We start from the raw sequence: 21,743 nt of genomic DNA, 5'->3' as shown, positions 1-21,743 counted from the left end.
TCAATTATGTTGCTGTGTCCCTACCACGGCCTTAGACTGCCGCCCCTCGTAAATTGAGTGCCAGGTGGCGCTTGGAGACTGTGGCGCTTTTTCGGCAACGCTGAGTCGCTCCCTAATTCGCCCTAATGCACGTATTTTTTATAGAGAAATCAATGACAAAGGACAAGTTGCTGGCGATGCCAGCCGATGACTACATGAATTCCGAGCAGCACGCCTTCTTCGTTGCGCTGCTGCAATCCATGAAAGTCGAGATCCATGAGCGTATCGATCAAAGCCGTATCGCTATCGAAAGCCTGGACACGCCCGCTGACCCTGCCGATGCGGCTTCGGTCGAAGAGGAACGTCACTGGCTGGTCAACATCATTGATCGTGACCAGCGCATGCTTCCACAACTGGAAATGGCGCTTTCCCGCATTTCCGATGACAGCTTTGGCTGGTGCGATGACAGCGGCGAGGCCATTGGCCTTAAACGCTTGCTGATCAGCCCGACCACCAAGTACTGCATCGAAGCTCAAGAGCGTCATGAGCAAATCGACAAGCACCAGCGTCAGGCCTGATCAGGCCACGGGTTGCTTTACGGGGGCATTCAATTGCCCCGGTATTTCCCCCCTCGTTGTGTGCTTCACGCGCAGAATATTTATCACGCTGCGCGCTCGCGCCAACGTACAACTAACGACCCATAGCTAATGGCCAATGTCTGGCGTTTAATGCAGGCATAACAACCAAAAATGCAGATGGGTGACGAACATGGCTGGAGTTGGACCTCTCATGGGATCGCTGGCGTCGCAGGCGCAGGCCTCCAACGCATTGGCTGTAGAACCGCAACGTCCTCTTAGCCGCACCCGCTGGCTGACCCCTTTGATACAAAGCATTTTGCTGTGTCTATTGCTGATGGCAATGGCCTTTCTCAGCGTGTCGGTCTACGCCTGTCTGCCGTTGGTGCTGGTGGTCATCTGGTTGCCTCGCCTGTTTGCCGCACCGACGATTTCAGCCCTCGCACCGAGCAGCGGCGAAGGTATCGAAAAATTGACTCGCGATTTGTCGTACGCCACCAGTCACAACGCACTGTCCGCCGCCAGCGTGGCATTTTCTGTGGGCCAGTTGGCAAGCAAGGTCCAGTCGCAGCTCGACGCAGCCGAGCAAATCGTCAGCAGCGCCGACGTGATGATCGCAACCGAACAGGTGACCTCTCTTCTGAGCCAACAGGCACTCAGCGCCGCCAGCGAGGCCCGCGTCAGCAGTGACGCCGGGCGTAGCGTATTGGCTGAGTCCATCATTCGGATGCACCAGTTGAGCAAGCGCGCGGTCAGCAGTCGCGAGCTGATCGAGGCCTTGAACCAACGCAGCTCAGACATTCAGCGTGTCACCCTGGTCATCCAGTCAATTGCCAGTCAGACCAATTTGTTGGCGCTCAACGCCGCCATTGAAGCCGCCCGCGCCGGTGAGCACGGGCGAGGCTTTGCCGTAGTTGCCGATGAAGTACGCGGTTTGGCGGGGCGCACCGCCAGCGCCACCGAGGAAGTCGGGCAAATGGTGACCGATATTCAGCAGCTTACGGGGCAAGTGGTCGAGCAGATCCGGCAGTTATCCAGCGACCTGGACACCGGCGTCGAACAGGTTGAGCGAACCGGTCAGCACTTGGAAAACATCGCGGGGTTAGCCGCCGGGGTTGAAGCGCAAGTCAGCGAAATCGCCGCAGGCGCGCAAACCAATCAGCAACAATTGAGCAGCCTGTTTACCGCCGTTGAGCAAATGCGCGGCGATTTGGCGATCAGCGACGAACAAACCAAGCAACTGGCGAAGGCTGCGGTGCAAATGGAGGGGCAGGCGGAAACCATCAGTGAGCGGCTGGCCCAAGTTGGCTTGGATGATTACCATCAGCGAATTTACGATCTGGCCCTTGAAGGGGCGCATCAAATCTCGACTCAATTTGAAGCGGACATCGGGCAACGTCGTGTCAGCCTGGAAGACTTGTTTGATCGCAGTTACCAACTGATACCTAAAACCTCTCCGCCCAAGTTTCAGACACGTTTTGACCGGTATACCGACCAGGTGCTGCCATCGATTCAAGAATCGTTGCTGCCGCGCCATGAGGGCTTGGTGTTCGCCATCGCCTGCACACCTCAAGGTTACGTGCCGACGCACAATACTGCGTTCTGTCAGCCGCTGACCGGCGATCCCCGACTCGACACCGTGCATAACCGAACCAAGCGCAAGTTCGATGACCGCACGGGCATCCGTTGCGGCAGCCATCAGCAGCCCGTGTTGCTGCAAACCTACACCCGTGACACCGGTGAACTGATGCACGACCTCTCGGTACCGATCATGGTTCAAGGTCGTCATTGGGGTGGACTGCGTCTGGGCTACAAACCCGAGGGTCTGCCACCGTCTACGCGTGGCTAAGAAGTTTCCTGCGAAATCAGCGATTCCCGGCATTTACTTGTGGGAATCGTCTGAAATCTAACCGCGGTGAGTCACCGAATACTGATAACGACTACTGCTTTCGAAAGCGTAATTTCGTCCTTCATTTAGGCCGTTTTGCAGGGCGTTTAAGTTGTAAGCCCCTCTAAAGTCCTTAACGTTTGTGGGACTGTTCTGAAATATCGTGATGACCTTGACGTCGGTTCGCGGCTGAGCAAGCTGGTTTAAATCAACAGTCACTTTTTGATTTAAGCAGTCTGACTTTCAGCTGCATTCCACAGGCATTGAACATTATGGTTTCTATTTTTAAAACAGTGTGTGACGGGCGCTGCCCTGACCTTCACGTTCAAACGCGCGGTGTTACGGTGCGCATCGGCTTATTCTTCGATGGAACAGGCAATAACCGAATAAACAGCCAAATCGCGGCGGATTGCCGTGCTCAAGCGGTAATGAACAACAACGCTCATACCGGCGCTTGCGCTGGACGTCATGCGAACGCCGCTAGCAGTTATGCTAGCGACATTACGAACATTGCCCGGCTGTATGAATTGTATGTTTTGCGGCCCAAGGCGCATGAGACACCGCAGGGGTTAAGTGTGTCTGTGCCCATTTACGTGAGCGGCGCTGGCACCACATCTGGCAAGCACGACTCTGTGTGGGCGGGCCAAGTGCTAGGACGCGGTAACACGGGGGTTCTGGCCAAGGTCTCTGAGGGGGTGAAAAAGCTCCGAACGGTGCTCGAGACTTTTCAGGCGAATAATTGCGGCTGCACGGTCGAGGGGTTGGAACTGGACCTGTTTGGATTCAGCCGAGGCGCTGCGGCGGCTCGGCATTTTGCCAACGAAGTGTTGAAACAAGAGAAGGGGGCACTTGGCCCCTTGCTCAAGCTGCAAAGTATTGCGTGGGGGTCCGACTTCGCGTGGGGTTCAGGCAGCGTCAGGCTGAAGGTGATCGGGTTATTCGACACGGTGGCCGCGATCGGTGGTTTTTCAGACTTCGGAAATACGAGGGATAACTGCAATCGCCGGGTCAATCTTTACCTACCTCCAGGCAGCGCTCAACAGGTGCTGCACTTGGTTGCAGGTGATGAGCAGCGGCGTAATTTTGCCTTGAACAGCGTGACGCCGGGTTGGCCCAAGGAGATCGTGTTGCCAGGGGCCCACTCTGATATCGGCGGCGGCTACCACCTGAATGTTCGCGAAAAAGTGCTGCTCTCCCGTCCTCGGCGCAGTGTTGTCAATCTGAATACGGCGTTTCATGAAACGGTTGCCTGGCGCGAAAGCCAGGCTGATCTTCAGACCATAGACGCCAGGGAGTGGCTAGACCCGCTGGACGCGGAGGCTTCGCTGTCGATCGAGAACGATGAACGTCTCCCCAATGCGGGCAGCGACACGGTTGGGGTAAAAGCGGTTGTGGCAGCGGTGAGTATGAATCGCCGGGTTTATGGACATCTCTCTCGGGTTTATTTGCGCGTTATGCATGAATTGGCAAGCGCCGAGGGCGTGCCGTTGGAACCGGTGCCAGACAGCCCGGCGCTGAGCCTGGTGCCGGAATTACAGGTCATCGCGCAAAAGCTGATTGCGTACGCCAAAGGTGGTCCGTACACGCTGGATGAGGGCGAGCAGCGTTTACTGCGTCGACGTTTCATCCATCGGTCCGCGCATTGGAGTGCGCTGGTCGGCAGCGGTGCCAGCCGAAGCAACGCGATTTTCGTGCACGCGCCGGAGCCTGGGGGACGAATTTGCCACCCCAATGTTGGCAAGCCCGGTTACCCCGAATGACCTTTTTCGCTAGATCATGGGATGGTTTGTTACCGGTTATGTAACGAAGCTATGCAAGGGATAGCTTTTTCCCCAGGCGTCTAACCCCTAAGATAGCGACATCGTTACCTTGCTAATGAAATCTCGGGAGTACGCTCATGCATAGCAAACTCGATGTCGCCGTCATGATCGGAAGCGGCGTTCCACCGTCAATGCGCGCGTTGGGCCAGCAGATGTGCTGGGTGGTTTTGCTTAACGGTGAGCGACGAGGCACTGCCTTTGCCAGCCGCCATGATGCCGAAGAGTGCCGATCAGCCTGGGCCGCCCAGTTGTCCATGACGGCCTGACGTCACTACGGTTGCCGGCAGCCTATTTGTTGGCTTCGTGCAACAGCGCATTGAGTTCATCCACAACCGGCGCCCAATCGGCGTCTACGCGTAATTCTTCTTTAAGAAATTTCGCCTGTTGCGGTGTCCAGAACTCGGCGTCGATCAGTTTGACGTCTTCGGGCAGCGGGCCATGGCTGTCGACGAATGCGTCAATGCTGGCCTGATCGGAATCAAGGCCCAGTTGATCGAATAAGGTCTGTAGGGTGGGTGTCGTCAAGTCCATGTCATCTCCGTCGCGGGCAAGTAACTTGTTGGATGGCAACGCCACACTTTAACCGTGGCACAGTATCTGAGGCTTTGGCTCGGCAAGAGTTCGGATGGAAATGCCCGAAGACGAAAATTCTGGACGACGGCGAACTAAGCGCTCAATGCGCCGGCGTCTACAGCCACTTTTAACGCCTTGGCCGATTCCTTTGCTGCCGCCGCAGCGACGTCGGCGGTTTTGAACCAACGGTCTTTTTCGACCTGGTGGTAGCTGATAGCGTTTTTCCCTTCCTTGGCACGCATTACAATTACAGCTTGGTACTCGCCTTCGACTTCTCTGGACTCACCCCAGATGAAGAATTCGCCGATATCAAATTCAGTCACTATTACCTTCCCATGGATGACGAGTTGCTACTCTATGGCGTGCTTGTGCTTCGCCGGTAGTCTTGAGGTGCGCGAGTATGGCAGTTGTTGACGTGCTCAGGCGGTGTTTAGCACTAACGATGACGAATGACAGGTTGTCGGATCGAGGGCTGATCGGCAGGGGCAAGCTTGGGGTATTGGGGTTAAACCGAACTATTGCTTGATAGCGGACGAAAGGTATATATCCGTAAGGCGCCGCTAGCCGGTAGAATTGCTTTTTTTCCCCCCCCTCGGATTTACCATTCGATATTCCCCGGTCACTGGGGGTAGCGTCCTGAAAGGCTCGAGCGATATTGCTAGGCGCCGAACCCCATGGACCAAGACCCGTTTTCTGCGGCGCCCGACACAGTTGGGTACGCTCATTTTCAAGTTTGAGGATTCTTCATTGGCAGTCAGTAATCTGGACATGCACGCATTGTTCGTACTTGGCGATCTTCGCGCCAAGCTGGTCAAGCAATTTCAATCCCGTTTCGTTTATGTCACTGAGCAGAATGCCGAAGGCATTTACATTGCCGAAATCGACACTGAAACCGCGTTGGTGGTGGACGATAAACCCCGACTCGAACTCAAAGTAGGCGATCATTTTCGCGCGGCGGTATTGCCCAGCCGTGAAGGTGGGAAGTTCGAATTGAAATTCCGCGATATCAAATTGACGGTCTACGGGCTAGGCGAATATGCCTATGTCGATACCGCCGAGGGGCACGGGATAGTGTTCAAGGAAGGTCAGACTGTTGTCACAGTGTTCGCGGCTCACGAGCAGTTGCAAGGCACACTCAGCAAGACATTAAAAGCGGTGACCGGCAAAGCTGCCAAATGGCGCAAGGGTGAGCTGACCTTCAAGGCCAGTGAATAATCCCCTCAGTGTCCACCGGCATCCCGTTCGCCGCTGACCTCCGGTGGCACGTCATCGCCGGCCACGCGTTTGCGGAACAACCCGGTACGTGCCAACAACAATGTGGTGACCGGTACAGTGATCGCCAGCAGTATCGGGATTAACCAGGCGTGCAGCACCGGCCCGGAGTTCAGGGCCGAGAAATAAACGATAGAAGCCAAGGCCACTAGCCACGCACCCAGCGTAGAAGCTAGCGCTGGTGGGTGCATGCGTTGAAAGAAGTCCTGCATTCGCAGCAAGCCCAAGGCCCCGGTCAGGGCCAATAGGCTGCTGGATAGCAATAAGAGTGCGGTAACGACTTCGACCCAATACGGCAACACGCTGAGCGAACTCATTCGATCACCTCACCACGCAATAGAAATTTTGCCAGCGCAAATGACCCGACGAAACCAAATAAAGCGATCAGTAGCGCGGCCTCGAAATAGGTGTCGCTGGCGTAGCGAATGCCCAGCACCAGCATTATCAACATGGCGAGCACGTAGAGATAATCCAGCGCCAATACCCGGTCCTGCGCGGACGGGCCAATGAATAAACGAATTAACGTCAATACCATCGCCAAGGCAAAAATGCACAGGGTCAGCAGGATTGCGTTGGACAGCAGGTCACTCATTGGAAAATCTCCATCAGCGGGCGCTCATAACGGTGTTTGAAATGGGCAATGAATTGAGCCTCATCGTCCAGATCAAACACGTGCATCAATAGCACGCTGCGGTCCAGCGCTAGCTCTGACCACACAGTACCCGGCACCACTGTGGTAATCATCGACAGGGCCGCCAAGCCATTGGCGTCGCGTAAGTCCAACGGGACTTTGACGAATGCCGGGCGAGGCGGGCGCCGCTTGGCATTCCATACGCGCCAGCCCACGGCCAAGTTAGACGAGATGACATCGCACCCCACTTGCAAGACCAGTTTAAACAGGACGTTCGGTTTGCCGATGCGTACCGGCAGCGGACGCAACGGCGCCGTGAGCACCGGTGCGATAAACCCCAATAGCGCGCCGAGCAGCAGGTTGCCAAGGCTGAGTGACCCGTTCAGCAGCAGCCACAGCACCCAAAGTGCCAATGACAGCCATGGGGCAGGAAAGAACCGCTTCATGGTTGTGTCTCTCCAGCCGAAGTGGGTCCGAGCAGTGGCCGTGCGGCCATCACCGACAACACATAGTGCTGTGGATCATGTAACGCAGCAGCCGTGTCTTGTGTGTAGCGCAGCAAGGGTTCGGCTTTGAACGTCAGCGCGATGCATAACCCCAGCAGAATCACGATGGGCAGGCATTCGTAGCGACGCAGCAGCGGGGAAGGCCGGTTCGCAGGTGTCCAGAAACGCTGAATGCCGACTCTGGAAAAAGCCACCAGCGACGTGAACCCGGAAAAAATCAGCAAGCCGATCAACGTCCAACTGACACTGGAAATCGCTTCGTCCTTGGCCACATCCAGCCCCAGCGGATTGAGCAGCGCACTGAGCAGGGTCAGTTTGCCGATGAAACCCGACAGTGGGGGCATACCGATGATCAACAAGGCGCAGGCGATGAAGCTCAGGCCGAGGAAGGCTTTGGTCATGGGGATTACCTGACCCACCACTGCTTTCTGTTCGTCATCAAGATTGGTACCCGGGGGCGGATGCAGCGACTCCACGGTTTTGGGCAGTTGGTCGGGGTCCTCTTCCAGCGGTATTTCGTTAGCCGAGCGCGAGCGTTCAATCAGTTCTGCCAGTAGAAACAACGCGCTGAGGGTCAGGGTCGAACTGACCAGGTAAAACAGCGCGCCCGACGTCAAGCTCGGCTGTGCAAAACCGATGGCTGACAACAGGATGCCCGCCGACACGAGGATGCTCAGACTGGCCATTCGCTCAAGACGTTGGGCCGCAAGAATGGCCACGGCTGAGGTCACTACCGTCGCCATGCCGCCGTAGATCAGCCAGTCCCCACCAAAAAACGCCGAGGCGCCTGCCTGCCCGGAAAACAGTAGCGTCCACAGCCGCAATACGGTGTAGACGCCGACTTTGGTCATGATCGCGAACATCGCCGCGACCGGTGCGCTGACAGCGGAATACGCCGGCACCAGCCAGAAATTCAGCGGCCACATCCCGGCTTTGGCCAGGAACGCGGTGGCCAGAATGGCTGCGCCGGCGTGCAACAGGCCGCGATCCGCTTCGGGAATCAATGGGATTTTCATCGCCAGATCGGCCATGTTCAAGGTGCCGGTGACGCCATAGATCATCGCCGCCCCGATCAGGAACAGCGACGACGCCACCAAGTTGATGGTGATGTAATGCAAGCCCGCCGAGACCCTGGCGCGGCCGGAGCCATGCAGCATCAAGCCGTACGATGCCGCCAACAGCACCTCGAAAAACACGAACAGATTGAACAGGTCAGCGGTCAAAAATGCCCCGTAAAGGCCCATCAACTGAATCTGAAACAGCGCATGAAAACTGGCGCCCGCCCGGTCCCAGCGCGCCAATGCGAAGAGCAGGGCACAGACGCCAATGATTCCGGTCAACACCAGCATCAGCGCAGAAAGATGGTCCACCACCAACACGATGCCGAACGGTGCTTCCCAATTGCCGGGCAGGTAGACACCGATGGAGCCCGTGGTGCCCTCCTGCTGGACCCATGCCAGCAGGCAGATCGAAATACCCAATCCAGCCACGGTGGACAGCAGATTGATTTTGGCTTTTAGGGGCCGACGCTTTTCACTCAGCATTAACATCAGGGCGGCGGTCAACAGCGGCAGCAGAATCGGTACGACGATCAGCTGATTCATAAACGTCGCAGGATTCAGTTCGGTCATTGTGTCGGCTCCCGGCCATCCACATGGTCGGTGCCGGTCAGGCCCCGTGATGCCAACAGCAACACCAGAAACAGTGCGGTCATGGCGAAGCTGATGACAATCGCGGTCAGCACCAATGCTTGCGGCAATGGGTCGGTGTAATTGAGCAAGTCATGGGGCACACCGTCCTTGATGATCGGCTCCTTGCCGATGAACAGGCTGCCCATGCTGAAGATGAACAAATTGACCCCGTATGACAGCAGGCACAGGCCCATGACCACCTGGAACGTTCGCGGTCGCAGGATCAGCCACACCCCTGAAGCGGCCAATACCCCGATGGCAATGGCGATGACTTCTTCCATCAGGCAGCTCCTTGCGTGGTGATGGGTTTGGGCAGCGAGGTCGGACGATGACTACGCACCGATTGGTGGCCCAACGCCGTGAGAATCAGCAAGGTCGAACCCACCACCACGGCATAGACGCCGATGTCGAAAAACAGCGCGCTGGCGATATGCACGTCCCCAAGTAACGGCAGGTTCAGATGTGCGGTATGCGTGGTGAGGAATGGATAACCCAAGGTCATGGCTCCCAGGCCTGTGAGTGTCGCGCAAAGTAGGCCGGTACCCATCCAGCGCAACGGCCGCAGGCTCATTTGCGCTTCGACCCACTGGGTGCCTGCAACCATGTACTGCAGGATGAACGCCACCGACATCACCAATCCGGCAACAAAGCCGCCACCGGGCTGATTGTGCCCGCGCATGAACAAGTACATCGACACGATGAACGCAATGGGCAGGAGCAAACGCACCAATACCGCGGGCACCATCATGAACCCCAGCGCGGTGTCGCTGGCGCTGCGCGGGTTGACCAGATCGGTCACCACGTCGCGGCCCAACAGACGCTGTTGCGCCGGTAACGGAATGCTTTCCTTGGGAGGACGGAAGCGTCTGAGCAAGGCAAATATGGTCAGTGCCACGGCCGCCAATACGGTGATTTCACCCAGGGTGTCGAAGCCGCGAAAGTCCACCAGCATGACGTTCACTACGTTGCTGCCGCCACCCTGGGGCAACGCGTGACGGAGGTAGAACGACGAAATCGTATTGGGTGTCGGCCGGGTCAGCATGGCGTAGGAGAGCAGCGCCATACCGCCACCGACCAGCCCCGCTAACAGCAAGTCACGAATCCGTCGAGCGCGGGCACGGTTGAGGCTGTCCGGCGACGGCGCGACATTTTCGTTACGCCTCGGCAGCCAACGCAGCCCAAGCAGAATCAATACTGTTGTGACGACTTCCACGACCAGTTGGGTCAGGGCCAGGTCCGGTGCCGAAAACCAGACAAAGGTCATACAGGTCATCAACCCGCAGACGCTGACCATGGTGAGTGCTGCCAGACGGTGATATTTAGCCTGCCATGCAGCGCCAATGGCACAGGCGATTGCGATGAGCCACAAAGTCACGAACACCCCGGAGCCGGGAATTTTTGGTCGATCACCCCAGCTCAAACCGCTATGAAACATCGGGATCGCGCCGGCGATCAGTGCCACTAACACCAAAAGAAACAACTGCGCCTGCAAGCGGCGGGTACTGAACAAACGCTCAAAACGTCGCGCCCAGCGCATTTTTAGCACCAGGACTCGTTCGAACAAACGTTTGCCGTTCAAGCGGGAAACCAGCGGTGGGCCGGTAAAGCGCTCCTGTTTGAACGAGGTCCGCAACAGCAAAAACAGGACGATGCCGCCGCCCATGGCCACCAGACTCATGATCATTGGCGCATTCCAGCCGTGCCAAATTGCCAGGCTGTACGCTGGCAATGCGCCGCCAACCACCGGCTGGGCGGCCGCAGCCAGCAAAGGCCCCACGGATTGCGCCGGGAAAATACCGACAACCAGGCAAGCGAACACCAGCAGTTCCACAGGAACACGCATCCAGCGTGGCGGTTCGTGAGGGGTATGGGGCAGGTCGGTAGCCTTTGGACCGAAAAACACATCCACAGTGAAGCGTAACGAATAGGCAACGCTGAACGCCCCGGCAATGGTCGCCACCACAGGCAGGGCGACCTCAACCCACGCGGTGGAAGAGATGAACACGGTCTCGGCGAAGAACATTTCCTTGGACAGAAAACCGTTGAGCAGCGGCACGCCGGCCATGGCTGCACTGGCAACCATTGCCAATGTGGCGGTATAGGGCATTAGTTTGATTAAGCCGCTGAGGCGTCGAATATCACGGGTGCCGCTCTCGTGGTCGATGATCCCGGCGGCCATGAACAGCGACGCTTTGAACGTGGCGTGATTGAGGATGTGAAACACCGCCGCGACCGCCGCTAATGGGCTGTTCAAGCCGAGCAGCAAGGTAATCAGCCCCAGATGGCTGATGGTTGAATACGCCAGCAAGCCTTTGAGGTCGGTCTGGAAAATCGCCGAGTACGCACCCAGCAGCAGGGTGCAGGCACCGGCACCGCTGACGATCCAGAACCATTGTTCAGTGCCCGACAACACCGGCCAGAACCTGGCCAGCAAAAACACCCCGGCCTTGACCATCGTCGCCGAATGTAAATAAGCCGACACCGGCGTCGGCGCGGCCATGGCGTGGGGCAGCCAAAAGTGGAACGGAAACTGCGCGCTTTTGCTCAAGGCGCCGATCAGGATCAATGGCAAGAGTACCGGGTACAGCGCGTGGGCGCGGATCTGGTCGCCAGCGGCGAGCACTGTATCCAGGTCGTAACTGCCGACCACATGGCCGAGCAGCATGACGCCCACCAATAACGCCAACCCCCCGGCGCCGGTTACGACCAATGCCATATAGGCACCCCGTCGCGCATCGGCGCGGTGGTGCCAATAACCAATGAGCAAGAAAGAGAAGAGGCTGGTCAGCTCCCAGAAAAACACGATCTGGATCAGGTTGCCGGAAATGACCAAACCCAACATCGCGCCCATGAACGCGAGAAAAAACGCGAAAAAGCGCGGCACTGGGTCGTCTGGCGACATGTAGTAGCGGGCATAGAGCGACACTAGCGCGCCAATGCCCAATACCAGCATCGAAAACAGCCAAGCGAAACCGTCCATTCGCAACGAGAAGTTCAGGCCCAGACTGGGCAGCCAAACGAACTCCTGATGAATAACGCCGCCGTTGGCAATTTGCGGATACCACAACGCGACCTGTATCGCCCCGGCCAGGCTCAGTGCGCCTGCCAAAATCGACTCGGCATTACGCGCGTTGTGCGGCAGCAATGCCGCCAGGCAGCTGCCGATAAAGGGCAGAAGCAGCAGAACTATCAGGGACATAGGCTTCTAATCTGCGGGGAAAAGGCAAGAATGATACGTGGCGGGTTGGCGATCACCAATCGCCAACCTATGGCAAGATCCTACAGAGCATGCTTTACAAGGGTAGTCTGGAGTTCGACGCCGCGCTGTCGCGCAGCAAACTGGGAAGCACTGTGTGTGCTTCGAGATTGCAGCGTGTCAGGACGCAAGCCTTCCCGAATAAATTCGGTCCCACAGATTTTGGGGCTGCACAGATTTCTGAAGGAGCCATGTTGTGGTGGCGAGCGCGCGGATGCGGTCTGCCAGGTAAACCGCCTCGCCAACACGTTGGCTCAGATGGCGAGCGCCCGAGATCGCCTGTGAGTTAAATGCCGAATTGCTGTAAAAGCGAGACCATACATTCAGCAACCATCAAGATGAGACGACGCGTTACATCGAAAGTGGGCAATATCCTGCGTAGATCCAATGGAGCGAGTAATAGCGTGCACAAAGACAGTTCCCATCGAGCGCCAGTGCTGCAACACGTCAGCCAGAACGTGCGACGCCTGCGCAACGCAGCAGCGTTGAGCCAGAGCGCCTTGGCGGAAAAGTCGGGGGTCAGCCGGCGCATGTTGGTGGCCATCGAGGCGGGCGAGAAAAACGTTAGCCTGGCCACCCTTGATCGGGTGGCCGATGCGCTGGAGGTGGCGTTCAGTGACCTTATCCAGGCGCCTGACGGGCGTGATCCCAGCCGAATCAATGAAGTGGCTTGGGCCGGCTTAATCCCCGGAAGCAAGGCCGTGCTGTTGGCCAAGGCAATGGCGAAACGTGAGGTGGAACTGTGGGAATTTTGCCTGCAGCCCGGCGAAGTCTATTCTTCCGAAGCCGATCCTGAGGGTTGGAGCGAGCAAGTGTACGTATTTGAGGGGTGCCTTGGGGTTTGGCTGGGGGGTGATATTCGCTACGTTGAAAGCGGCGAGTTCTTTATGTTTGCCAGCCATCAAGTCCATGCCTATCGCAATGACGGCCACGTGCTGGTGCGTTTCGTCCGTAACGTCGTGTTATGAGTTCTCAATCGAAGGAACCGCATTAGATGAAGCCGTCAGGAAAAATGCCCGCATCGCAACTTGAACAGGCCAATCGTACTGTTCGTACCGCTGATATCCTGATTGTCGGCGCAGGCTTAAGTGGCAGCATGCTGGCTGTGCAATTGCTGAGACTGCCGGGTAAGCGGCACATTCTGATTGTCGAGACCCGCAGTGAGTTGGGGCGAGGAGAAGCTTACAGTGCCACCGAGTTGGGCCACACGTTGAACGGTAACGCTGCCCGAATGAGCGTCGAGCCCGATGATCCTGACGACTTGACCCGCTGGCTCGGCCATTACATCGCGGGGGGCGGTTGGCCTGAGTCTGCCGAGCAAGGAGTGCCGGTGGCCGAACTCTTCCCTCCCAGGGGGATTTTTGGCCTGTACGTTCAGCAACGACTGGCCGAAGCCCAAGCTTTGGGCGCCACCAATGGATCGACGCTGGAGCATGTGCGGGACGAAGCAGTCGATCTACAAAGCAGTGATTTTGGCGTACGCATAACGCTTAAGAGCGGTAAGCAGTTGCAAGGCAAGTTCGCCGTTCTGGCCACCGGAATGTTCCCCGCCGCGCGCACGCAGCAACGTGAGTCCAGTGGGCTCAATGCAGCAGCTGTTGATCCGTGGGATGTCTGCACCATGAGCCAACTCGATCCGCAGGCCAAAGTCTTGATTGTCGGTGCTGGGCTGACCATGGTCGACGCCTTGGTGTCCTTGCAGCAGGCCGGGCATCGGGGACCGATCGAAGTTTTTTCCCGTCATGGCTTGTTGCCGCATGTTCGTCGACAACCGCCCGTATGGGTAGATTTTCTGGCCGCAGATCCCAGCATTCGCAGCACACGCCAGTTACTGCGCAAGGTGCGCGAGCAATGCCAGCAAGCCATTGCAGCAGGGATCGATTGGCAAGCGCCGTTGGATACAGTGCGCGCCCACATCGGCCGATTGTGGAGTCAGGCCAGTGATGTGCAACGCCGGCAGTTCGTTCGCCATGTTCGGCCGTGGTGGGAGAGCCACCACCATCGCTCGCCACCCATGGGCGCGGCGTTGCTTGCAAAGCTGGTCAAGGAGGGCCGTTTAACGATTCATGCCGCGTCGTTTCAGGGGTTGGAAATGTTATCCACAGGTCAGTTGCAGATTCGCGTCCGTCGACGAGGCGACGCTGAACCGTCGTACATCATCGGGGATGCGCTGATCAATTCAACGGGCATCGAATACGACTGGCGTCGAGTGGACCGGCCGCTGCCCCGTCAGCTGTTGGCCAGGCGCCTGATCCAGCCGGGACATTTGGCGCTGGGCATTGCTGCAAAGGCTAACGGTGCGTTGCTCGATGCGCAGGGAATCGTGTCGAAGCGACTGTTCTCACTGGGCCCGCCGTTGCGCGGCATGTGGTGGGAAAGTACGGCGGTCACCGACGTTGCCAGTCAGGCAAAAGCGTTGGCTGAGCGATTGGCTTCACTGCGTTAGTGAATGATCCGGTTGCGCTGAGTCATCAAAAACGCCGCTCGACCCTAAGGTCCAAGCGGCGTTTCTTCCACGGTGAGGCTCAGTCCGTGGACGTCAGCACTTAGCGGATGCTGTCGATGCTGCCTTTGTTACCGGTAACTTTGACGTTCACCTTCTTGAAGATGAAATAGTCTTCGACATTCACTTCATAACGCGGCGCAACGATCAGGTCGGAACCGGAGCTTTTCACTGCTTTGTAGGCAGCCGCTGCTTTCACGGCGGAGATTGGATCAGGCAGGCTCAGTGCGGAACCGCCAGCGCCAGCGCCACCGTAGGTAACGCCATCGGCGAACTGAGTGTCGCCACCCACGCTCAACCAGCCAAACAGGATGTTGGTGGAAGATTCGCCGGTGATTTTTTCGCCGACTTTTACGTTCGCTTTCAAGTCAGCGGTGACCGAACCTGAAATCGGAGCGGTTGGCTGGCTCATGTTATAGCTCACGCAACCGCTAGTCGTGGCGATCAACGTGGCAACGGCGGCAGAGAGGTATAATTTTTTCATTCGGGAGAACTCCTGAGGGTAAGTGCTTGGCAAATTAAGCCGGCGCAACCTTAACCAGAGTGCTTTCAAGAAGATGTCAGGCGCTTCCTATTTGGTTGAGGGTTTCTTAACCACCTGTTGTAAGTAAATTCCGTAGGAGCTTTGCAGCCTGTCTTTTTTCCTCCTGAGCAGGGTAAAAAAGCTGCTCAACGCCCAAGCGCTAGATCGACAGTTGCAGGAATCGCCCCTCCTCGGCGTCGTCATTTTTTCTGCGTTTATTAACCGCCAGTTCGCCGATTTTGATCAGGCGGGTGCGGATGATGTTGCGACTCAAACCCAGCAAATTCGCGGTGTGTACTTGGTTGTAGTGGCTAAAACGGTAGGCCGCGCGCAGCAAGCTGTCTTCGACTTTTTCATGCAGGGCGCCGGTGTGTTCTTCGAATAGCGCTTGAAAAGCCCTGGCTAGCAGCCCGTTGGCGGACGGGTCTACCGGCGTATTTTCTTCCTGGCGTTCGATGCGCAGATTCGACAGGCGTAAATCGTCGCGCTGGATGACGCCGTCATGGCAAATGAGCAGGGTGTGGTGGATTACGTTTTCCAGCTCGCGAATATTGCCCGGCCAGCCGTAGGTTTTGAGTGTGTGTTCGGCCTCCGGACTCAGCGTAATCTGGCCATAACCCAAGCGTCGGCTATAGACCTCGATGAAGTGTCGAGTCAGCGGTAGGATATCGCCGGGCCTTGCACGCAGTGGACTCAGTTCCAGGCTGACCACGTCCAGCCGGTAATACAAATCCTCGCGAAAGTGCCCGGCGTTGATGGCTTTTCCCAACTGCACGTTGGTCGCCGCGAGCACCCGAACGTCGATGGGCGTACTTTTACGTGAGCCCAGGCGCACGACTTCCCGCTCCTGCAACACCCGCAGCAGTTTCACCTGAATTGACATGGGCAGATCGCCGATCTCATCCAGAAACAGCGTGCCGCCATTGGCCTCCTCAAACCAGCCGGCTTTGGCGCCCAGGGCCCCGGTAAACGCGCCCTTTTCGTGACCGAACAACTCGGCTTCAACCAGCGATTCGGAAAACGCGCCGCAGTTGACCGCTACGAACGGACCCTGGCGACGCCCGCTCAGGTTATGGATATGCCGTGCGACCAGCTCTTTGCCGGTGCCGGTTTCGCCAATGATCAGTACGCTGGCATCACTGGGCGCGACCTGTTGCACATGCGCCAGCAGGGCACGTGATTTTGGGTCTTCGAACACTTGAGCTGTGGCCCGGATCGATGTCGCCAGTGCGGGCGATGGCGGTAAGGTCAGAAGCTGCATAAGCATCCCTTTCTGGTTGTAATCGCGCTGCGAACACAAATTCTGAATGAGCCAACTGGTTGGCGAAGCGCTTAATTCGGTGCGCCAGATACATCGCCTCGCCAACAAGTTGGTTCCTACAGGGGGGGTTAGGCGTTGGCCTGGGTCGGCAGTACGTCGTTGGCGATCATTTCGCCGAACGGCCCGGTCAGGTTGGTGATGCCGCGTCCCGCCAGGCTGGCGTAGGGTTCTGGCAGCAGCGGGAACACCAGTTCGGCAAAGCGATAGGCTTCTTCCAGGTGCGGATAACCGGAGAAGATAAAGCTTTCGATGCCCAGGTCCGCGTATTCCTTGATTCGCGCCGCGACTTCCTGCGGGTTGCCCACCAACGCGGTGCCTGCGCCGCCTCGTACCAGGCCAACACCGGCCCACAGGTTTGGCGCAATTTCCAGGTTGTCGCGACGGCCATCGTGCAACGCTGCCATGCGCCGCTGGCCTTCGGAATCAAACCGCGAGAAGGATTTTTGCGCCGAGGCGATGGTTTCATCGCTGATGTGTTCGATCAGTGTGTCGGCAGCTTGCCAGGCCTCTTCGCTGGTTTCACGCACGATCACGTGCAGCCGAATACCGAAGCGCACCGTGCGGCCCTTGAGTGCGGCGCGTTTGCGAACATCAGCGATCTTTTCCGCTACGGCGGCCGGTGGCTCGCCCCACGTCAGGTAGACGTCCACTTGATCTGCGGCTAACGCGTGGGCGGCTTCTGACGAACCGCCGAAATACAGCGGCGGGTAAGGTTTTTGGATCGGCGGGTAGAGTGCTTTGGCGTTCTGCACGCGCAAATGCTTGCCTTCGAAATCAACGGATTCACCTTGCAAGACCCTGCGCCAAATCTGTAGAAACTCGTCGGAGACTTCGTAGCGTTCGCTGTGATCCAAGAAGCTGCCGTCGCCGCGATTTTCATCTGGATCGCCACCGGTGACCACGTTGATCAGCAGTCTGCCGCCGGACAATCGATCCAGCGTTGCGGCCATCCGGGCCGACACGGTGGGCGAAATGATCCCCGGACGAATCGCCACGAGAAAACGCAGGCGTTCGGTCAGTGGTACCAGGGCCGAGGCGATGACCCAAGAGTCTTCGCACGAACGGCCGGTGGGTATCAGCACACCGTGATAACCGAGGTCGTCTGCGGCCTGGGCCACTTGTTTCAGGTAGTTCAGGGTGACGGGGCGGGCGCCCTTAGTGGTGCCCAAGTAATGGCCGTCGCCGTGAGTGGGGAGGAACCAGAAAACGTCCATGACACATCCTTCAAGCAATGTCAGCGAATTTTTTTTCAGCGGCAAACAGGCGGCCACTGTTGAATAGCTGTTGCTGGTGAACAAACAGTGGGCTAGTTATAAAGCCTCAGGGTTATTCCGCAAAAGAACCTAAATCTATATTTTTAGATCGTTTATATATAAGCGGCGTCGGGCGTCGCGACCAGCCGGCGTGCGGTCCGGTGCTATCCTTGCCACCCGCGCCTCGACCTCTCATAAAAGAAGCTGCATGAACGCTAAAAAAGAAGCCGCACCGTTGCCGGAAGACTTACGGGTGTTCCTGACCGTCATTCGCAAAGCCGGTTTCGCCGCCGCCGCCGATGAGCTGGGCTTGTCACCGGCGTATGTCAGCAAGCGCATTCAGATTCTTGAAAGCACCCTGGCGACACGCCTGTTGCACCGCACCAGCCGTCGCGTTTCGTTGACCGAAGACGGCGAGCGTGTGCAGCGGTGGGCCGTGCGGATTCTTGAAGACTTTCAGTTACTGCATGACGAGTTGTCCGAAGCCCATGCCGAGCCACGCGGTCGTTTGCACTTGTGCAGCAGCTTTGGTTTTGGCCGTAACCACGTGGCGCCGGCCATTTCGCAGCTGGCCGAACTTTATCCACAACTGGAAATTCGTCTGGACCTGTTCGACCGCGTGGTGGACATCGTAAGCGAAGGTTTCGACCTGGAGATTCGGGTCGGCGATGACATCCCTGGCCAACACATTGGTCGCCGTTTGATCACCAATCGCCGGGTGCTCTGCGCTGCGCCCGACTACTTGAAACGACGCGGCATCCCGCAGACGCTGTCCGATCTCGAGGGCCACGATTGCTTGGTGCTGAAAGAGCGCGACAACGCGTTCGGCCATTGGCAACTGGAGCGCGAAAGCGGTCACGAAAGCGTGCACATCAGTGGGCCGTTGTCGTCCAACAGCGGGGAGATTGTTTTGCAGTGGGCACTGGATGGGCGTGGGGTTTTGCTGCGTTCATTGTGGGACGTGCGACCGCTGCTGGAGCAGGGTCGTTTGGTGCAGGTGCTAAATGACTACACCCAGAGCGCCAATGTCTGGGCGGTTTACCCGAATCGGCTGGCGAACTCGGGCAAGCTGCGCGCTTGCGTCGAGTTCCTCCAGCATCACTTCCATCAGTTGTCGCTTTAAGCCTTAGTTCAGCCAAGGATTGGCGTGCAGATGCCGCTGTTCGAATTCACGAATCTGCGCGCTGCGTTGCAGGGTGCTGCCGATGGCGTCCAGCCCCAGTAGCAACGCTTCCTTGCGCAAGGTATCGATCTGGAAGGGCATGACGCTGCCACCGTGCAGGCGAATTTCCTGAGCGTCCAGATCGACTTCGATGTGAGCGCCCTGGGCCTGACTGACCGTGCGACCCAACGCCTGAACTTGCGCTTCTTCCAACGAGATAATCAGCACCCCGTTGCGCTGGCAGTTGTCGTAAAAAATCCCGGCGAAGCTGCTGCCGATCAGCGCCCGAATGCCCATCTGCTTCAGGCCCCATACCGCGTGTTCACGGCTGGAACCGCAACCGAAATTCGGCCCGGTGACCATGAATTTAGCACCCTGCCAAGGCGCTTGATTAAGGATAAATTCCGGGTTGGGTTCGCCTGAGACTAGAAAGCGCAGGTCGAAAAACAAACCGCGATCCAATCCATTCCGGTCGATGCCCTTGAGGAACTGCTTGGGCATGATCACGTCGGTGTCGATGTTGGCCGCGAGCATCGGCGCTGCGATGCCGCTGACAGTGGTAAACGGTTGCATGTTCATCTCCTCAAACGCGGCCGTTGAAGCGGCGCACGTCAGTCAATCTTCCGGTGATGGCCGCTGCGGCCACCATGGCTGGGCTCATCAAGTGCGTTCGTGCGCCCGCGCCTTGCCGGCCTTCGAAGTTGCGGTTGGTGCTGGACGCGCAACGGTCGCCTGAGGCAAGCACGTCATCGTTCATCGCCAGGCACATGGAGCAACCCGACTGACGCCACTCGAAACCGGCCTCGATGAAAATGGCGGCCAACCCTTCGGCTTCAGCTTGATCGCGCACCGCCGTCGACCCCGGAACGATCATCGCCCGAACGTGATCGGCGACGCGCTTGCCGCGTACCACACTGGCGGCATCGCGCAGGTCTTCGATCCGTGCGTTGGTGCAGGAGCCGATAAACGCATGGCTGATGACGATGTCGCTTAGCGGCATGCCCGCTTCCAGGCCCATGTACTTCAGGGCGCGGACCATGTCCTGACGCAAAATAAGGTCGCTGATGGCTAGCGGGTCCGGCACCGTGGAACCGATGGCGGCAGCCTGATCCGGGCTGGTGCCCCACGTCACCATGGGTTCGAGGTCATTGGAGTTCAGATGGATTTCGCTGTCGAAATGAGCGCCGAGGTCGGTGTGCAATTGGCGCCACGTGGCGACCGCACGGCCCCATAACTCGCCTTTCGGCGCCCGGGGTTTGCTCTTGAGGTAATCAAACACTTTGTCGTCGGGCGCCATGAACGCACCGCGCGCGCCGGCTTCGACCGCCATGTTGCAAATGGTCATCCGCGCTTCGACGCTCAGGGCATCAATGGTCGAACCGGCGAATTCGATGGCGTAACCGGTGGCACCTGACGCGCCGATTTTACCGATGAGCGCCATGATCACGTCTTTGGAGGTGATGCCGGAGGCGAGGGTGCCATCGACGGTCACACGCATGCTTTTCAGGCGTTTGTAGACCAGGGTCTGTGAGGCCAACAGATGCTCGATTTCGGACGTACCGATGCCGAACCCAAAAGCCCCCAATGCGCCATAGGTGGTGGTATGGCTGTCGCCCGCCGCGATGACCATGCCCGGCAAGATAAAACCCTGTTCGGGGGCGATCACGTGTTCGATGCCTTGGCGCTTATCGAGGACGTCGAATAACTCAATGCCGAATTTTTCGCAGTTCTGCTCCAGGTAGGACACCTGCAACGCCCCTCCTTCGTCAGCCATGGCGGCTACACGTATCGGTGCGGTAGGGTTTACATGATCGACCACGGCCAACGCGGTCGACGGACGCCACACGTCACGGCCGGCCTCACGCAAACCGCTGAAGGCTTGCGGGCTGGTGTACTCGTTGATGACCTGGCGGTCGATATAGAGCAAAACATGCCCTTGATCATCGAGATTGCACACGGTATGCGAGTCGATGTGCTTGTCGTATAGCGTTCTTGCTTGGGTCATGGTCGCGCTCGCAGAGAAAGGTTATCGCGAGGCTGTCGACACGGCTCGACAGACTTCTGGATGCATCATAAGCGCGGTGGCAAGGCTATCAATGGCAAGACGGTGATGGCATGGGCCATGGTTCGTGTTTGATTGAATAAAAAATACTGAAAACAGGAGCGCCGTATTGCCCGACTGATCGACCCCATCACCGGCAAACGCAGATCCCGGTGGGACCGGATAACGTCGCTCCTGCCGAATGCCGTCAAACCAAAGATAGCAATTTCGAATACTCAGAACCAAAGCTTCCGCTATCAGCTTGCGGCTACAGTTCGCCGGTCAGAAACTGCGCACGCCCGTGGCCGAAACTCCAATCCGAATCACTGTTGATGACGATGGAAATCATCACGTCGCTGGGGTCGATACCGCAGTGGGTGTGCAGTTCTCGGCACAGCAGGTCATAGAATTTGACCTTGGAGGCTTCACTGCGCGGTCGGCTGGTGACGCTGAACAACACGACGTTACGCGTTCGTGGGATATCCAGGCCGGTGTCTTCGACGATCATGCGGCTGGCAGGGTGTTCGTTGACGATCTGGTAACGGTCGCGCTCAGGCACTTCGAACGCTTCGACCATCGCCCGGTGCGCGGCGTCTAGCAGGGTTTTGACTTGCGCGTCGCTGCGGCCTTCTACGATGTCGATTCTGATCAATGGCATGTCGTTTATCTCGTTCAAGGGCTAATGAACGCTACGTTAAGCCTTTACTTTGTGCGGCGCGAGGCGCGAATATCGAATTCATTGTTTTGAA

Annotated in this window: 22 protein-coding genes; 8 read left to right on the top strand and 14 right to left on the bottom strand. The window is 57.7% G+C overall.

All coding sequences use genetic code 11. The annotated features are described in order from the left end of the window. Window positions 1-152 precede the first annotated feature (152 nt). The 4 genes from RHM59_RS09245 to RHM59_RS09230 all read left to right on the top strand — a co-directional run bounded on the left by RHM59_RS09245 (window position 153) and on the right by RHM59_RS09230 (window position 4,528). Window positions 153-557, top strand: a complete 405-nt coding sequence (locus RHM59_RS09245) for a TraR/DksA family transcriptional regulator (RefSeq protein WP_322165318.1) — start codon at window positions 153-155, stop codon at window positions 555-557. Window positions 558-747: 190 nt separating this feature from the next. Beyond that, window positions 748-2,403 (top strand): methyl-accepting chemotaxis protein, encoded by a 1,656-nt coding sequence (locus tag RHM59_RS09240; RefSeq protein WP_416195063.1) that lies wholly within the window; start codon window positions 748-750, stop codon window positions 2,401-2,403. A gap of 311 nt (window positions 2,404-2,714) precedes the next feature. Beyond that, entirely contained in the window at window positions 2,715-4,202 is a 1,488-nt protein-coding gene (locus tag RHM59_RS09235; protein WP_322286453.1) for a DUF2235 domain-containing protein, read from the top strand. Between the two features lie 137 nt (window positions 4,203-4,339). Continuing rightward, complete coding sequence (locus tag RHM59_RS09230) at window positions 4,340-4,528, top strand: hypothetical protein (RefSeq protein WP_322165315.1); 189 nt, start codon at window positions 4,340-4,342, stop codon at window positions 4,526-4,528. Window positions 4,529-4,550: 22 nt separating this feature from the next. On the opposite strand, the gene RHM59_RS09225 is transcribed toward RHM59_RS09230, so the two are convergent. Both RHM59_RS09225 and RHM59_RS09220 read right to left on the bottom strand, forming a co-directional pair. Continuing rightward, window positions 4,551-4,793 (bottom strand): DUF2789 domain-containing protein, encoded by a 243-nt coding sequence (locus RHM59_RS09225; RefSeq protein WP_322165314.1) that lies wholly within the window; start codon window positions 4,791-4,793, stop codon window positions 4,551-4,553. Window positions 4,794-4,927: 134 nt separating this feature from the next. Continuing rightward, window positions 4,928-5,158, bottom strand: coding sequence for a hypothetical protein (locus tag RHM59_RS09220; RefSeq protein WP_322165313.1), 231 nt, complete (start codon window positions 5,156-5,158; stop codon window positions 4,928-4,930). A gap of 424 nt (window positions 5,159-5,582) precedes the next feature. On the opposite strand from RHM59_RS09220, the gene RHM59_RS09215 reads away from it, so the two are divergent. Further along, window positions 5,583-6,050, top strand: coding sequence for a hypothetical protein (locus RHM59_RS09215; protein ID WP_322165312.1), 468 nt, complete (start codon window positions 5,583-5,585; stop codon window positions 6,048-6,050). A 5-nt stretch (window positions 6,051-6,055) separates the two neighbouring features. On the opposite strand, the gene RHM59_RS09210 is transcribed toward RHM59_RS09215, so the two are convergent. The 6 genes from RHM59_RS09210 to RHM59_RS09185 are packed head-to-tail and all read right to left on the bottom strand — an operon-like array spanning window position 6,056 to window position 12,134. Continuing rightward, on the bottom strand, window positions 6,056-6,424 hold the full coding sequence (locus RHM59_RS09210) for a Na+/H+ antiporter subunit G (RefSeq protein ID WP_322165311.1): 369 nt from the start codon (window positions 6,422-6,424) through the stop codon (window positions 6,056-6,058). Further along, window positions 6,421-6,699 carry a K+/H+ antiporter subunit F gene (locus RHM59_RS09205; RefSeq protein ID WP_322165310.1) on the bottom strand — a complete coding sequence of 93 codons (279 nt, stop codon included), beginning with the start codon at window positions 6,697-6,699 and terminating at the stop codon, window positions 6,421-6,423. The genes RHM59_RS09210 and RHM59_RS09205 overlap by 4 nt, the downstream gene beginning before the upstream one ends. Continuing rightward, a complete protein-coding gene (locus RHM59_RS09200) occupies window positions 6,696-7,184 on the bottom strand; it encodes a Na+/H+ antiporter subunit E (protein WP_322165309.1) in 489 nt (162 codons plus the stop codon). The genes RHM59_RS09205 and RHM59_RS09200 overlap by 4 nt, the downstream gene beginning before the upstream one ends. Further along, a complete protein-coding gene (locus RHM59_RS09195) occupies window positions 7,181-8,875 on the bottom strand; it encodes a monovalent cation/H+ antiporter subunit D (RefSeq protein ID WP_322286452.1) in 1,695 nt (564 codons plus the stop codon). The genes RHM59_RS09200 and RHM59_RS09195 overlap by 4 nt, the downstream gene beginning before the upstream one ends. Then, window positions 8,872-9,216, bottom strand: a complete 345-nt coding sequence (locus RHM59_RS09190) for a Na+/H+ antiporter subunit C (protein WP_322165307.1) — start codon at window positions 9,214-9,216, stop codon at window positions 8,872-8,874. Before RHM59_RS09190 ends, RHM59_RS09195 begins: the two co-directional genes overlap by 4 nt. After that, complete coding sequence (locus RHM59_RS09185; RefSeq protein ID WP_322165306.1) at window positions 9,216-12,134, bottom strand: monovalent cation/H+ antiporter subunit A; 2,919 nt, start codon at window positions 12,132-12,134, stop codon at window positions 9,216-9,218. The genes RHM59_RS09190 and RHM59_RS09185 overlap by 1 nt, the downstream gene beginning before the upstream one ends. A 461-nt stretch (window positions 12,135-12,595) precedes the next feature. On the opposite strand from RHM59_RS09185, the gene RHM59_RS09180 reads away from it, so the two are divergent. Beyond that, window positions 12,596-13,159 carry a helix-turn-helix domain-containing protein gene (locus RHM59_RS09180; protein WP_322165305.1) on the top strand — a complete coding sequence of 188 codons (564 nt, stop codon included), beginning with the start codon at window positions 12,596-12,598 and terminating at the stop codon, window positions 13,157-13,159. A gap of 44 nt (window positions 13,160-13,203) precedes the next feature. After that, a complete protein-coding gene (locus tag RHM59_RS09175) occupies window positions 13,204-14,637 on the top strand; it encodes an FAD/NAD(P)-binding protein (protein WP_322171034.1) in 1,434 nt (477 codons plus the stop codon). Between the two features lie 100 nt (window positions 14,638-14,737). Here the strand turns inward: RHM59_RS09175 and RHM59_RS09170 are convergent, their stop codons facing one another. The 3 genes from RHM59_RS09170 to ssuD form a co-directional block, all read right to left on the bottom strand. Then, window positions 14,738-15,178: a hypothetical protein gene (locus RHM59_RS09170; protein ID WP_322165304.1), complete on the bottom strand. Its 441-nt coding sequence runs from the start codon at window positions 15,176-15,178 to the stop codon at window positions 14,738-14,740. Window positions 15,179-15,377: 199 nt separating this feature from the next. Beyond that, on the bottom strand, window positions 15,378-16,478 hold the full coding sequence (locus tag RHM59_RS09165) for a sigma-54 dependent transcriptional regulator (RefSeq protein WP_322286451.1): 1,101 nt from the start codon (window positions 16,476-16,478) through the stop codon (window positions 15,378-15,380). A 128-nt stretch (window positions 16,479-16,606) separates the two neighbouring features. Beyond that, the gene (gene ssuD, locus RHM59_RS09160) at window positions 16,607-17,752 is read right to left on the bottom strand and encodes an FMNH2-dependent alkanesulfonate monooxygenase (RefSeq protein WP_322165302.1); all 1,146 of its coding nucleotides are present in this window, start codon (window positions 17,750-17,752) and stop codon (window positions 16,607-16,609) included. Window positions 17,753-17,999: 247 nt separating this feature from the next. Between ssuD and RHM59_RS09155 the strand changes: the two genes are divergently transcribed. After that, on the top strand, window positions 18,000-18,914 hold the full coding sequence (locus RHM59_RS09155) for a LysR substrate-binding domain-containing protein (RefSeq protein ID WP_322165301.1): 915 nt from the start codon (window positions 18,000-18,002) through the stop codon (window positions 18,912-18,914). Window positions 18,915-18,917: 3 nt separating this feature from the next. On the opposite strand, the gene leuD is transcribed toward RHM59_RS09155, so the two are convergent. From leuD to RHM59_RS09140, 3 genes are all read right to left on the bottom strand, one after another. Beyond that, on the bottom strand, window positions 18,918-19,532 hold the full coding sequence (gene leuD / locus RHM59_RS09150) for a 3-isopropylmalate dehydratase small subunit (protein WP_322165300.1): 615 nt from the start codon (window positions 19,530-19,532) through the stop codon (window positions 18,918-18,920). A gap of 4 nt (window positions 19,533-19,536) precedes the next feature. Beyond that, a complete protein-coding gene (gene leuC / locus RHM59_RS09145) occupies window positions 19,537-20,958 on the bottom strand; it encodes a 3-isopropylmalate dehydratase large subunit (protein ID WP_322165299.1) in 1,422 nt (473 codons plus the stop codon). A 304-nt stretch (window positions 20,959-21,262) separates the two neighbouring features. Next, window positions 21,263-21,652: a tautomerase family protein gene (locus tag RHM59_RS09140; RefSeq protein ID WP_322165298.1), complete on the bottom strand. Its 390-nt coding sequence runs from the start codon at window positions 21,650-21,652 to the stop codon at window positions 21,263-21,265. Window positions 21,653-21,743 lie beyond the last annotated feature (91 nt).

The organism is Pseudomonas sp. MH10, from assembly GCF_034353045.1.
Lineage (GTDB): Bacteria > Pseudomonadota > Gammaproteobacteria > Pseudomonadales > Pseudomonadaceae > Aquipseudomonas.
The sequence above is the reverse complement of the archived record's forward strand: the minus strand, read 5'-3'. Positions and strand labels throughout refer to the sequence as shown.